The organism is Cobetia sp. D5, from assembly GCF_035666195.1.
Lineage (GTDB): Bacteria > Pseudomonadota > Gammaproteobacteria > Pseudomonadales > Halomonadaceae > Cobetia > Cobetia amphilecti.
Window position 1 is genome coordinate 1112121 of the sequence record NZ_CP142020.1, and the last position, 13646, is coordinate 1125766.

The following is a 13646-nucleotide window of genomic DNA, read 5'->3' on the forward strand; positions in this document are numbered from 1 at the left end:
TGAAGTGCGCGGTGAGGCAGATGGACTGCATGCTTGCGGCATGGCGGCTGTGCGGGTCGAGAGACTCATGGCTGTCGTCATCATTGGGCCCTTGGAATTGGATCACGAGTGGTCGGCTTGTCGAAGATCAGGCTGGAGGGATTCTTCTCCAGCGTATCGAGCAGTGGTTCTGCCTTCTTGAGCACGCGGTCCAGTCGTTCGAGATCGCCTTCCAGCTTGCGGTAGGCGGAAGAATCCGGTGTCAGACCATCCAGGGTGCGATTGAGGTTGTCGATGCTGGTGCTGATATCGCCCGGCAGCTTCTGTACCGCCTCGGAACCCAGCAGGCTATCGACATGACCGGCCGTCTTGTCGAGGCGCTTGACCAGACTCTCGGAGGCCGACAGCGTCTTGTTCAGGTTGCTCAGGACCGGCTCGACATCGAGTGCATTGAGCTTGTCGAGCAGGGCATTGAGCTTGGCTTCCATCTGCGCCAGGCCCCCCGAGACGCTCGGCATGACCTCGATATCATCGAAGGTATCGGCCTTGTAGGGCGGCGGACTGTCATAGAAGTCGAGATCGACGAACAGGGCGCCGGTCAGCAGGTTGCCGGATTTCAGCGTCGCGCGCATGCCACGCTTGAAGAGGCGCTCGAGGCGCTTCTTCCACTGCGCCACGCCTTCATCATCCACTTGCCCCTCGAGGCGTTCGGGCTCGATGCGTATCAGCACCGGAATCTCGAAGCTCGACAGCGTCCGCACGCGCTGGTGAGTCAGGCGATAGGGCACGCTGACCACGGTGCCGAGACGGACGCCGCGGAATTCCACCGGCGCGCCGCGCGACAGGCCACGCACGGTATCGTCGACCATGATCACGTAGTCGATGGCCTGGTGGAAGCTGCCCTCACGGGCCTCTTCCTGGTCGGAATACAGCGTGAAGGAGGTGTTCTCGACCACTGGACGACCACGCGGCAGGTCTTCGGGAATGCCGAAGGCCACCCCGCCGCTCAGTACGCTTTCCAGTGACCCGACATCGACCTGCAGGCCCTGGGAATCCAGGCGCAGGCTGACCCCGCTGGTGGACCAGAAGCGCGTGGTGGAGGTCACCAGCTCATGGTAGGGCGAGTCGATATACAGGGTGTAGTGCATTTCCTTCTCGCTGGGGCGGAACTCGCTGGATTCCACGCGCCCGACCACGAAGCCCTCGTAGGTGACGGGGTCACCATCCGAGAGCACGCTGCCATCGTTGCTGGTGAGGTCGATGCGCAGCCCCTTGGCGTCCTGCGTCGTCACCGGCGGTTGCTCCAGCGCCACGAAGTTGTCCTCCTCATCGCGGCTGTCGCCGGGCTGAAGCTGGATATAGGCCCCCGACAGCACGGTATTGAGGCCACTGATGCCCTCACGACCGATGCGCGGCTTCACGACCCAGAGCCGCGAGTCGGCATTGAGCATGCGCTCGCTGTCCTTGGACATGCGCGCGGTGACGATGGTCTTGTCGAGATTGTCCGACAGACGCACGGATTCGACCTTGCCGACCTCGACATTCCGGGTCTTGATCAGGGTCTTGCCCGCCTCGATACCTTCCGCTGTCTCCATTTCGATCGTGATCAGCGGGCCACGGCTGGCGTAGTTGTGCCACACCATCCAGGCGCCGATCAGCAGGGCCACGATCGGGACTATCCAGATCGGCGAAAGGCGGCGTCGACTTTCACGACGTGCGCGAGAATCATCACTCATAAGTCATCCTGTGAGGCGGCAGCGGAAGGGGGATTGCGGGAAGCATTCGGGGTCGTGAATGGCGTCGTGAACGGAGGCGTGGCCTGCGAGGACGAAGCAAGAGACGCGGCGCCCGTCAGCGGCGTCAGCGGCAGATCACCGAACAGCGTGTTCGCCATCATCGTCTTCTCCGTCTCGGTGTCCCAGACAAGGCGTGGGTCGAAGCTCAAGGCCGACAGCATCGTCAGCACCACCACGCAGGCAAAGGACAGCGCCGCGGGCCCCGGGTGGACCGACATCAGCGCGCCCAGCTGGATCAACGCGGCCAGCAGCGCCACCACGAAGACATCGACCATCGACCAGCGCCCGACATATTCGGTGATGCGGTACAGGGTCACCCGCGCTCGCGCATGCTGCACCTCGGGGCGCTGGGCGCTGATGCACAGCCAGGCGATGGCGATCATCTTCGAGGCCGGCACCAGGATGCTGGCGATGAAGATGACCATCGCGATGGGCCAGTCACCATGTGACCAGAGCACCACGATGCCGCCGGCAATCGTCTGCGGGTCATTCTCCCCGAGGCTGACCGTGGTCATGATCGGGAAGAGATTGGCGGGGATGTACAGAATCGCCGCCGCGATCAGCCATGCCCAGGTGCGCTGCAGGCTCTGCGTCTTGCGCTGATGGACAGGGTCGCCACAGCGGCGGCAGTGGGTGTGAGCCTCCCGTTCGCCGCAGGCGTTGATCAGGCCGCAGCTATGGCAACTGGCCAGTCCCTGCAAGGCGGCGCCGATGCCTGGCAAGGTACCGCTGGGGGCGGCTGGCTCGCCTGCCAGCGCGAACCACATGCGATCCCCATCGATGCTGGCCAGCGTCTTGGTCATCAGCAGGGCGAAGGCGCAGAACGCCCAGAAGGAAGGACCGAAGCTGATATCGGCCATGCCGGCGATCTTGACCAGGCTCACCATCACGCCGACCAGAAACACATCCGCCATCATCCAGGGGCGCAGGTGGCTCAGGGTGCGCGCAATGCCGCGAATGCCTGGCAAGGGCAGTTTCAGCCCGATGGCCGCATGCGTATAGATGACGCCCAGCAGGTAGAGCGCCGGCAGCATCACGATGGTCAGGATCAGCAGCACGGCCAGGGAAGGATAGGACTCGGCCGTCAGGGCGGCGGGCGTATCGATCAGGCTGAGGCTTGCCGAGATGCCACTGGTGGCAAAGGCGATGAACTCGAAGGGCAGCGTCAGCACCAGCATCACCAGGCACGCCATCGCCAGTGCCAGGGTGCGCTGCACGGCATGGGCGTGGCGCTGGGCGAACAGATGATCGCAACGCGGGCAGCGGGCGCGCTCGCCGGCCTTGAGCGCCGGCAGTGCCACGACGAGGTCGCAGCACTCGCAGGCACGCATCCGCCGCCGTGACACGCCTGACGTGACAGGCGCGAACACCTGCGGCGGATCACGGGTTTCAAAGGTACGCCGGGTGTAGCGGCGCAGGGCAGCAAGGGGACGAGGCATGTCGCTCCAGCGGGATCGGGTGGTGTATCGCCGTGCCGCGCGTGTTCGGGGCATGCGCAGAGGCGTTGTCAGTCGCGGCTTGACCACGCCTGTGGTTGCGCTCTTGGGGAAGCGCTCTCGGGGATGCGCCGTCAGTGGCCTGGCCCCATGCACACGCGGACCTGCGAAGGTATAGGAGCTGTAGGAGCACCAGGCCTGCGCAGGCAAACAGTGTTCGATAGTAGCATGATGCCGCAAAAGGCTGATGGCACTCAATGCTTGCCGCGTGAGCGCGCCTTTTTTTGCCAGCCTGCAAACAGGCACGCCGCCCAGAGAGGGCGGCGTGCAGGGCCGTCACGCAATGTGACAGCAATGAGGCTTCTGTCGTGATCAGAGATCAGACAAGGTCATCCTCCTGGCGGGCCGCTTCGTGGGCTCGCTTGAGGTCCTTCGGCTCACCGAAGAGGCGGCGCACGACCACATAGCAGACCGGCACCAGGAAGATCGCCAGCACCGTGGCCGAGATCATCCCGCCGATCACGCCGTTACCGATGGCGTGACGGCTGGCGGCACCCGCACCCGTCGAGATGGCCAGTGGCACGGCACCCAGGGTGAAGGCCAGCGAGGTCATCAGGATCGGGCGCAGACGCATGCGCACGGCTTCCATGGTGGCATCGATCAGCGAGCGACCTTGCACTTCAAGGTCCTTGGCGAACTCGACGATCAGGATCGCGTTCTTGGCCGAGAGCCCGATGGTCGTCACCAGGCCGACCTGGAAGTAGACGTCATTGTCGAGTCCGCGCATCCAGGTGGCGAGCAGGGCACCCAGCACCCCCAGCGGTACCACCAGCATGACGGAGAACGGAATGCTCCAGCTCTCATACAGCGCGGCCAGACACAGGAAGACGAAGACCAGCGAGATGGCATACAGATACGGTGCCATGCCGCCACTCTGGGATTCCTGCAGCGAGATGCCGGTCCATTCCAGCGCGACGCCATTGTTGAGCTGGCTGACCATCTCTTCCATGGCCTGCATGGCCTCACCGGTGGAGTAACCCGGTGCCGCCTGTCCCAGCAGTTCCATCGAGGAGACGCCGTTGTAGCGTTCCAGCTGCGGCGACCCGTAGGTCCACTCGCCGTTGATGAAGGCACTCAGCGGCACCATCTCGCCGGAGGTGTTGCGTACGTACCACTTCTTGAGGTCTTCCGGCTGCATGCGGGCACTGGCTTCCGCCTGCACATAGACCTTCTTGGTACGACCGTTGTCGAGGAAGTCATTGACGTAGGTCGAGCCCCACGCCGTGGAAAGCGTCGAGTAGACCTCTGACAGCGAGACCCCCATCGCCGTCGCCTTGAGTTCGTCGATGTTGAGCGTGAACTGCGGGCTGTCTTCCAGACCATTGGGGCGCAGGCCGGTCACGGCTGGGTTCTGGCCCGCCATGCCCAGCAGCTGGTTGCGCGCGTCGGTCAGTGCCTTGTGGCCGATGCCGCCACGGTCGACCAGCATCATGTCGAAGCCGCTGGCGTTGCCCAGCTCCATGATCGGCGGCGGGTTGATGGCGAAGACCAGGGCTTCCTTCAAGGTGCCGAAGTAGCTCTGTGCTTCACTGACCACGCTGAAGGAATCGCGCTCGCGCTCATCCCACGGCTTCAGGTTGATGAAGGCCAGGCCCATGTTCTGACCGCGACCGGCGAAGCTGAAGCCGGCGACGTCGAACATTTCCTGAACCGCATCTTCCTGATCGACCAGGAAGTGATGCTCGACCTTTTCCAGCGTCTCGAGCGTCTGCTCCTGAGTGGAGCCCACCGGCAGGATGACCTGATTGAACAGATAGCCCTGATCCTCATCCGGCAGGAAGCCGGTCGAGATGCGCGTGAACACCACGCCACAGCCGACGACGATCAATGCATAGACCAGCATCGAGCGACCGGTGCGCTTGAGCATGCCGCCAACGCCTTTCTGGTAGCGCGCGTTGGAGCGATCGAAGACCCGGTTGAAGAGGCCGAAGAAGCCGGTGGTCTTCTCCTTGGTCGGCTTGAGCAGGGTGGCGCACAGAGCCGGCGTCAGGATCAATGCCACCAGTACCGACAGCGTCATCGCCGAGACGATGGTCACCGAGAACTGACGGAAGATCGCGCCGGTGGTGCCGGGGAAGAAGGCCATCGGAATGAACACGGATGACAGCACCAGGCCGATACCCACCAGTGCGCCGGTGATCTGGCCCATCGACTTGCGGGTCGCTTCCAGTGGCGAGAGCTTCTCTTCGTGCATGACGCGTTCGACGTTTTCCACCACCACGATCGCATCGTCGACCAATAGCCCGATGGCCAGCACCATGGCGAACATCGTCAGGGTATTGATGGAGAAGCCCAGCACTTCCAGCACCCCGAAGGTGCCCAGCAGCACGACCGGGACCGCGATGGTCGGAATCAGGGTGGCGCGGAAGTTCTGCAGGAACAGCAGCATCACCAGGAAGACCAGTGCCACGGCTTCCAGCAGTGTCATCACCACTTCTTCGATGGAGATCTTGACGAAGGGTGAGGTGTCGTACGGAACCTTGAAGCTCATGCCAGGCGGGAAGTAGGCGGACAGCTCATCGAGGCGGTCCTTGACGGCCTGGACGGTGTCCAGCGCGTTGGCGCCCGAGGCCAGCTTGATCCCCAGGCCTGCAGCAGGCTTGCCGTTGTAGCGGCTGACGGTGCTGTAGGTCTCGGCGCCTTTCTCGGCGCGACCGACGTCACGCAGATAGACCTGAGAGCCATCTTCCTGGGTCTTGAGCAGGATGTTGCCGAACTGCTCCGGCGTTTCAAACAGGGTCTGCGCCACGATGGTGGCGTTGAGCTGCTGGCCTTCTTCCGCCGGCAGATTGCCCAGCTGGCCCGAGGCGATCTGGTTGTTCTGCGTGCTGATAGCCGTGGTGACGTCGCTGGTGGTCAGCTTGAAGTTGTTGAGCTTCTGCGGGTCGAGCCAGACACGCATGGCCCCCGGCGCGCCGAACAGCTGGGTCTCGCCGACGCCCTGGACACGCGCGACCTCATCCTGGATGTCGGAGGCGACATAGTCGGTCAATTGCTGCTTGGTCATGCTGCCATCGTCAGAGACGAAGGCCGCGACCATCAGGAAGCTGCCGGAGGACTTGGTGACCGAGACACCCTGGTTCTGTACGGATTGCGGCAGGCGCGGAGTGGCCAGCTGCAGCTTGTTCTGTACCTGAACCTGGGCGATGTCGGGGTCGGTGCCGGTGTCAAAGCTCAGCTCGATGCTGGCGTTGCCCTGGGAGTCCGAGGTCGAGCTCATGTACAGCAGATTGTCGATGCCGTTCATCTGCTGCTCGATGACCTGGGTCACCGTGTCTTCCACCGTCTGGGCGGAGGCACCGGAGTAGGTAGCCTGAATGGTGATGCTGGTAGGGGCCAGCGAGGGGTACTGCTCGATCGGTAGCTTGAGGATACTGAAGATACCCCCCAGCATCACGATGATGGCGAGCACCCAGGCAAAGATAGGGCGATCGATGAAGAATCTGGCCATGACGTTTGAGGCTCCTGGAACGTCGTTCGGGACGGTCACCAGTCACACGAGAAGCGTCTCTCGTCTGGCTGGCGACAGTGGCGCGAAAAGCGGGGGCAGGCTTACTGGCTATCGCCGGTCCTGGCCTGTTCACTTTCCGAGGAGTCGCTGCTGGCAGCAGTCCGCGACTGAGATGCGGCGTTCTGGTCAGTGCCTGTCTCGTCCGAGGCGATCTCGACCGTGGCACCCGGCTTGATCTTCTGCAGACCGCTGACGATGACCTTGTCATTGCTGTCGAGGCCGCTGGTCACCAGCCACTGATTGTCGATGGCCTGACCGATCACGACCTGCTTGGCCTCGACCTTGTTCTCGGCATTGACCGTCATCACGCTGGCCTGGCCCGTGCTGTCACGGCTCACGGCCTTCTGCGGAATCAGGATGGCATCCTTGGCGACGGCTTCGGTCAGGCGGGCACGCACGAACATGCCCGGCAGCAGCAGCTCATCTTCGTTGGGGAACAGTGCGCGCAGCGTGACCATGCCGGTCCCCTGGTCGACAGTGACATCCGCGAACTGCAGCTTGCCCTTGGCGCCATAGACGCTGCCGTCTTCCATCACCAGCTCGACTTCCGTCTGGACCGGTGCGGTGGCGGCATCGCGATTCTCGCCCAGCTCACGCTTGAGACGCAGCACCTCGGTGGCGGACTGGGTCAGGTCGACATAGATGGGGTCCAGCTGCTGGACGGTGGCCAGGCTTGTTTCCTGGCTGGCCGTGACCAGTGCGCCCTTGGTGACGCTGGACTTGCCGATACGGCCACTGATCGGTGAGGTGACCCTGGTGTAATCCAGGTTGATCTGCGCGCTGGATACCGCGGCCTTGGCCGAGGCGACATCGGCACGGTCTTCGCCGACGGTGGCCACGGCATCATCGTAATCCTGCTGGCTGACCATCTTGCGCGCGACGAGGTTCTTGTAGCGCTTGGCCTTGAGGCTCGAGGTGTTGAGGCTCGCCTCGGCACGCGCCAGGCTCGCCTTGGCGCTTTCGACATCGGCGCGATAGGTGCGCGAATCGATGTGATAGAGCACCTGACCTTCCTCGACGTCACTGCCTTCGGTGAAGTCGCGCGATTCGATGATGCCGCCGACCTGCGGACGTACTTCCGCGATCTGATAGGCACGCGTGCGGCCCGGAAGTTCGGTGGTGAGCGGTACATCCTGGGCAGTGACGGTGACGACATCGACCTGAGCGGCCTGGCTGGCACCTGCGGCGGAGCCTTGGCCAGCCTCCTCCTTGTCGCCGCTACAGCCGGCCAGCAGGGCACCGACCAGCAGCAGGCTTGCCGGAAGCAGGCCGAGGCGGCGGGCATTGAAAGCCAATGGGTGTCTCTGCAAGCGGGATTGACTGGGGGAAGTCGGGGCCATGGAGCGTCCTTTACGAAATTCAGGGGCTGAAGTGCGTCACTATCGCCACATTGTGACTCACCGCAGGCGCGGCAGGTCAAAGCAACGATGTCATGATGAGGAATATATTTAGCCCGCTATTCTATCGGAATGGCGAGGCGACTGTATGGTTGTTTTGTGCAGTTATTGCGCACCCTGTTGCAACAGATTGTTGCCATGTGAGCAGCATGCTGAACGTCATGGAGGGGGATGCAAGACAATGCAATTCGCTTGCCATGCCCGTAGGCGTGCACATGCCTCGCCTCACTCAAGGTGCGTGCACAAGTCAGGTGAGGCCAGGGCAGTGATGGTGCATCAATATGCGCAAATTCTGAATAAGTTATCAGATCGAAGTGTCTGAATGATGAACTCCCCGACCCCGTGCGCAAATGCATGTCGTCAGCACAGGGCGGATAAGGGATCAGCGTGAGGTCGGGAGAGCGGGAAAGCGGGAGGGTGAGAGAGCGGAAGTGCTGAGGGGGCTGAGGGTCTGAAGCACTGATGGGCTGAAGCGCATGGCGACCTCTCGAGTCATCTGGCGGGAGCAGCGCAACCGCAAGAGGACGCGGCAGGGGTGGGTGACCAGGGGCGGAACGCAGTGAACTGTGCCACCAGCGGGGCAAGGCTTGCGCGATCCTCCGGCAGCTGTGGTTGGCGCAGCAGACGCACGCATGGGCGATCAGCGAAGGCCTCCTCCAGTCTGGCGGCCCAGTGTTGCTGCTGTTCTCGCCAGGTCGCGACCCAGTCAGCCTGCGACTCGTGGGGCGTTGAGGAGGGACCGCCAGCCCCTTGCGCGGCGGGCTCCGGCAGGCATTGATTGATGATCAAGCCGCCGACGGCCAGGCCATGGGCTTCCAGTGCCTCTCGTGTTCGGGTCGTCTCCAGACACGGCAGCTTCTCCGGCGTGCTGACCAGAATCACGCGCGCCCGGCGGGTATCGCTCAAGCGCTGACGCAATGCTGCGTAGCGCGTACGGCGTTGCTCCAGCGCCTCGCTGATCGGGTCTTCCGGCGCTTCTTCGCCTGGCGTCTCTGATGCCTGCTGACTGTCCAGCCACAGGCTGCGTTCGGCGATGGCGCGCCTGCGCTGACCCAGCATGCCCTCCAGCCAGCCGCCCAGCACTTCGGGCAGACTCAGCAGGCGAATGGTGTGCCCGCTGGGGGCCGTATCGAACAGGATATGGCGATAGTGTGGGGCTTCATCTTCCAGCGGGGCTGGCGGAGTCAGGATGATCTCCACCAGCGCATCGAAGAGTGCCGCTTCACTGGTGCCGGGGGCGTGGCGTGACAGCTCGAGCTGGCGCATCACGGTGGCACTGCGCTCGCCACTTACCAGGGGGGCGATCCGGTGGCGGACCGCCTCCAGGTAGCGGTCGCATTCCCGCTCGGGGTCCAGTTCCATCACGTCGAGGCGCGGCGCGATGTTGCAGGGCTTGCCACCGATCGCACCGAACAGGTCGCCGAGGTTGTGCGCGGGGTCTGTCGACACCAGCAGGGTCGCTTCGCCTTTCTCCGCCAGTGCCAGCGCCTGCGCGGCCGCGCAGCTGGTCTTGCCGACACCGCCCTTGCCACCGAAGAACCAGATCTCGGGGTGCTTGGATATCCCGGCTTGCTCCGGCGCTCGGCCAGACTGGTGAGTGTGAGTCTCGTGAGTCTCGTAAGTCTCGTGAGTCTCGTAAGTCTCGTGAGCCGCTGACGGCTGAGTGCCTGCCCAGACAGCCGTATCTTTCGCCGTGCGGGATGCTGCGCGTTTCCAGAGCCTGCTCAACAGCACTTGATGCCCTCCAGCGGTGAATGCTCAAGCCCCTGACGCAGGTGCCAGTCATGCATGCGTTCCAGCATCAGCGGCAGCATTTCCAGCGAGACGGCGGGGGCCGGATTGGGAATGCCCATCAGCTCCGCGAAGCTCATCATCATGAAGATGTCCTCCTCTTCACGGGCAAGCTGCGCCAGATCGCGCTGCTGGTTGACGCGCAGCATGGCCTCCCAGCCATCCCGCAGCTGAATGGCGCCTGTCAGCAGGCGCCGTGTCAGACCCGGCTGGCGGGGTGATGACGCCAACCGGGTATCGTCATCAGCTCTCATGAGCGCTCACCCGGGCGGGAGACTTCAGGCTGCGGCTGGCCTCGAGCAGGATCCACAGCGCAAACACCATGATCAGGCTGCCGAAGGTGAACAACAGCCATTGCGGGTCGTTGCTGCCCATGCCCGACCAATCCAGCACCACCTGCTGCACCATCGCCCACAGCGTCATGATCATCAAGAAGACCATCGGGGCCAGGGTATAGATGACAGGGCGGCCCTGACGCTTGAGCCACACCGACACCAGCATCAGCGAGATGCCCGCCAGCAGCTGATTGCTGGTGCCGAACAACGGCCACAGCAGGTAGCCGCCGGAACCGAAACCCTTGGGTCCCTGCGGCAGGATGACCAGTGCGGCACTGGCGATGACGGCGATGCTGGTGGCGACATGCTTGTGGCTGAGCGCCGGCATGCCGTATTCGCTGCCCAGTTCCGCGATGATGTAGCGCATCAGGCGCACGGCGGAGTCCAGCGTCGTCGCCGCGAAGCTGACCACGATGACCGCGACCAGCGTACTGCCGACGTTGGCGGGCAGGCCGAGGTGCGAGATCAGCTGACCGGATCCCTGAACGAAGCTCGAGAGGCCATTGGCCCCGGCGGCGGCGAAGCTTGAATAGGTTGCGGTGAAGTCGGCCTGGGTTGCGAACAGGGTCGCCACCGCGATGATGGAAATCAGCGCCAGCATGCCTTCGCCCAGCGCGCCGGAGTAACCGATCATGCGCGCATCCGGTTCATGGGACAGCTGCTTGGAGGTGGTCCCGGAGGCGACCAGGCCGTGGAAGCCAGAGATGGCGCCGCAGGCGATGGTGATGAACAGCAATGGGTAGAAGGACATCTCGGCATCGGCGTTGAAGGCCGGCGCCGTCAGATGCGGGCCACCTACGGCCAGCCCCAGATACAGCAGTACCAGCCCGACCACCAGCTGGTGAGAGTTGATGGTGTCGCGTGGCTGCAGCAGCTTCCAGACCGGCAGTACCGATGCGATGTAGACATAGCTCATCAGCGCGATGATCCACACCAGGAAGGCGCTGGAGATGGGCGAAAGGCCGAACAGCAAGGTGGCATCCTCGCCACCCGCCATGGCGGTGAAGGCACCGGCCAGATCGATCTGCAGGAACTCGAACTGGCCCGCCAGCAGGGCGGCGGCATACATCACCATCAGCGCGAGCAGCGAGGGGATCAACATCTTGCCGCCACGACGATAGACGCGATGACCGATCCATACCGCCAGCGGGATCTGGATCAACACCGACAGCACGCTGGCCGGGAAGTTGATGAACAGATTGGCGATCACCCAAGCGAACACCGCGTTCAGCATCAAGACCAGAATCAGGATGATGAACAGAAACAGCAGCTTGGCACGCTTGCCGATCAGCTTGTCCGCCAGGGTGCCGACGGACTGGCCGCGATGGCGCGCTGACAGCGTCAAGGTGCCGAAATCATGCACACCTGCCGCGAACAGACTGCCCAGTACGACCCACAGCACGGCCGGCAGCCAGCCCCAGTAGACGGCGATCGCCGGACCGACGATGGGGGCTGCGCCCGCCACCGAGGTGAAATGGTGGCCCCACAGCACCCAACGATTGGTCGGCAGGTAGTCGGTGTCATCGCGCAGCGCATGGGCTGGTGTCACGAAATTCGGGTCGAGGCGGAAGATGCGTTCGGCCAGAAAGCGGGAATAGAAGCGATAGCCGATGGCGAAGGCAACGCAGCCGAACAGGGCAAGCCAGATGGCGTTCATGGCAGATTCCGAGGGGCGTGGTGATGGATTGAGTAGGGCGTGCTGGCGTGTACCGGTTGTCAGCTCGACATGCCGCTGTCGAGCGCCCGCCGAGCAAGACCTTCCGTCAGGGTTTTCAAGCAAGACTTTCAACACACTGGTGCAGATCGGCGTGACGCTAACATCGATAAATGCGCATATAACTTCGCCATTGGTCGCCCCGATGCGCGCCGGCATATCGCCAGCCGACTTCTTGGCAATGACTCAATCGCCGCCTCTCTGCGTGGACTGAACGCAGAAGCGCGCCACTGCCTTGTGCTCAGGCGGCATCACGCGCGGGGTAGCCGTTTTTGCCTCGCTCTGCCTTGCGACCAAGGAGTATCAGTGGGTTGATCCACGCGACCTTGTGTTCCGCCAAGCTCTTCTATACTCGAAGCAAGTCGGAGCACGGGGAGCCGCTCAGCGCCGTCATCTGGGTGAGGCTCTCGATAACAAAGACAAGGAGGCGCCGATGTCATGGATCGCGGAATGCCTTTCCCGTGTCACCAGGCCAATGCGTCTGCGCTTGCGACGTACAGTGACGACCCTGTCACTGACGGCCTTGTCACTGACAGCCCTTTCCCCTTCGGTGCTGGCAGTGGAATACAACATGCCGGTCGGGGTCACCGCGGTCAGCCGCGAGATCCACTCGCTGCACATGATCATCTTCTGGATCTGTGTGGTCATCGGCATCGTGGTGTTCGGTGTGATGGGCTACGCGATGATCAAGCACCGCAAGTCACGCGGTGCGGTATCGGCAAGCTTCCATGAAAATACCCGTATCGAGATTCTGTGGACCGCCATCCCGCTGTTGATCCTGGTGGTGATGGCGGTGCCTGCCACCGCCACGCTCAAGGACATGTACGACGCCTCCGAATCGGCGCTGGACGTGAAGATCACCGGCCATCAATGGCGCTGGCAGTACGAGTATCTGGGCGAGGATGTCGCCTTCACCTCAAGCCTCGCGACCCCGCGCGAGCAGATCAACAACACCGCCACCAAGGGCGAGCATTACCTGCTGGAAGTCGACAACCCGCTGGTGTTGCCCATCAATCGCAAGGTGCGCTTCCTGACCACCTCCGCCGACGTCATCCACTCCTGGTGGGTGCCGGACTTCGGCGTCAAGAAGGATGCCATCCCCGGCTTCATCAATGAGGCCTGGACGCGTATCGAGACCCCCGGCACCTATCGTGGCCAGTGCACCGAGCTGTGCGGCAAGGACCACGGCTTCATGCCGGTGGTGGTCGAGGCGTTGCCGGAGGCCGAGTTCGATGAGTGGCTGATCGCGCGCAAGGCCGAAGCCGAGGCCGCGCTCAACGATGCCGGTCGTGACTGGAGCCTCGAGGAGCTGATGGAGAAGGGCGAGAAGACCTACGCCACCATCTGCGCCTCCTGCCACCAGCCGGATGGCCAGGGCATGCCGCCGGCGTTCCCCTCGCTGGTGGGCAGTGCCATCGTCACCCAGGACATCCAGGCGCACATCGATATCGTGGTCAACGGCAAGGCGGGCACGCCCATGGCGGCCTTCGCCGATGTGCTGAGCCCGGTCGAGCTGGCGGCTGTCATCACCTATGAGCGCAACGCCTGGGGCAACGATACCGGCGAGCTGGTGCAGCCAGCCGTCATCAAGGAACAGCTGTCTCAATAGCGTGCAAGCGACGCATTC

Annotated in this window: 8 protein-coding genes; 1 reads left to right on the forward strand and 7 read right to left on the reverse strand. The window is 63.2% G+C overall.

All coding sequences use genetic code 11. The features are described 5' to 3' along the window. Nucleotides 1-80: 80 nt before the first annotated feature. The 7 genes from pqiB to U0O11_RS04760 all read right to left on the reverse strand — a co-directional run bounded on the left by pqiB (nucleotide 81) and on the right by U0O11_RS04760 (nucleotide 11962). A complete protein-coding gene (gene pqiB / locus U0O11_RS04730; protein ID WP_225347725.1) occupies nucleotides 81-1715 on the reverse strand; it encodes an intermembrane transport protein PqiB in 1635 nt (544 codons plus the stop codon). Continuing rightward, a complete protein-coding gene (locus tag U0O11_RS04735) occupies nucleotides 1712-3214 on the reverse strand; it encodes a paraquat-inducible protein A (protein ID WP_225347726.1) in 1503 nt (500 codons plus the stop codon). Before U0O11_RS04735 ends, pqiB begins: the two co-directional genes overlap by 4 nt. A gap of 376 nt (nucleotides 3215-3590) precedes the next feature. Continuing rightward, nucleotides 3591-6722, reverse strand: a complete 3132-nt coding sequence (locus U0O11_RS04740; protein WP_215824022.1) for an efflux RND transporter permease subunit — start codon at nucleotides 6720-6722, stop codon at nucleotides 3591-3593. A 101-nt stretch (nucleotides 6723-6823) separates the two neighbouring features. After that, nucleotides 6824-8122, reverse strand: coding sequence for an efflux RND transporter periplasmic adaptor subunit (locus tag U0O11_RS04745; protein ID WP_225347727.1), 1299 nt, complete (start codon nucleotides 8120-8122; stop codon nucleotides 6824-6826). A gap of 549 nt (nucleotides 8123-8671) precedes the next feature. Then, nucleotides 8672-9913 carry an ArsA family ATPase gene (locus U0O11_RS04750; protein WP_324691910.1) on the reverse strand — a complete coding sequence of 414 codons (1242 nt, stop codon included), beginning with the start codon at nucleotides 9911-9913 and terminating at the stop codon, nucleotides 8672-8674. Continuing rightward, complete coding sequence (locus U0O11_RS04755; RefSeq protein WP_199852375.1) at nucleotides 9904-10224, reverse strand: cory-CC-star protein; 321 nt, start codon at nucleotides 10222-10224, stop codon at nucleotides 9904-9906. The genes U0O11_RS04750 and U0O11_RS04755 overlap by 10 nt, the downstream gene beginning before the upstream one ends. Continuing rightward, nucleotides 10214-11962, reverse strand: a complete 1749-nt coding sequence (locus U0O11_RS04760) for a carbon starvation CstA family protein (protein WP_225347729.1) — start codon at nucleotides 11960-11962, stop codon at nucleotides 10214-10216. Before U0O11_RS04760 ends, U0O11_RS04755 begins: the two co-directional genes overlap by 11 nt. A 490-nt stretch (nucleotides 11963-12452) precedes the next feature. On the opposite strand from U0O11_RS04760, the gene coxB reads away from it, so the two are divergent. Beyond that, entirely contained in the window at nucleotides 12453-13628 is a 1176-nt protein-coding gene (gene coxB, locus U0O11_RS04765) for a cytochrome c oxidase subunit II (RefSeq protein ID WP_225347730.1), read from the forward strand. Nucleotides 13629-13646: the final 18 nt, after the last annotated feature.

Excerpts from the sequence above, each read along its gene's own strand:
- pqiB (WP_225347725.1), bottom strand. The coding sequence starts at position 1,715 with ATGAGTGATGATTCTCGCGCACGTCGTGAAAGTCGACGCCGCCTTTCG.
- U0O11_RS04735 (WP_225347726.1), bottom strand. The coding sequence starts at position 3,214 with ATGCCTCGTCCCCTTGCTGCCCTGCGCCGCTACACCCGGCGTACCTTT.
- U0O11_RS04740 (WP_215824022.1), bottom strand. The coding sequence starts at position 6,722 with ATGGCCAGATTCTTCATCGATCGCCCTATCTTTGCCTGGGTGCTCGCC.
- U0O11_RS04745 (WP_225347727.1), bottom strand. The coding sequence starts at position 8,122 with ATGGCCCCGACTTCCCCCAGTCAATCCCGCTTGCAGAGACACCCATTG.
- U0O11_RS04755 (WP_199852375.1), bottom strand. The coding sequence starts at position 10,224 with ATGAGAGCTGATGACGATACCCGGTTGGCGTCATCACCCCGCCAGCCG.
- U0O11_RS04760 (WP_225347729.1), bottom strand. The coding sequence starts at position 11,962 with ATGAACGCCATCTGGCTTGCCCTGTTCGGCTGCGTTGCCTTCGCCATC.
- coxB (WP_225347730.1), top strand. The coding sequence starts at position 12,453 with ATGTCATGGATCGCGGAATGCCTTTCCCGTGTCACCAGGCCAATGCGT.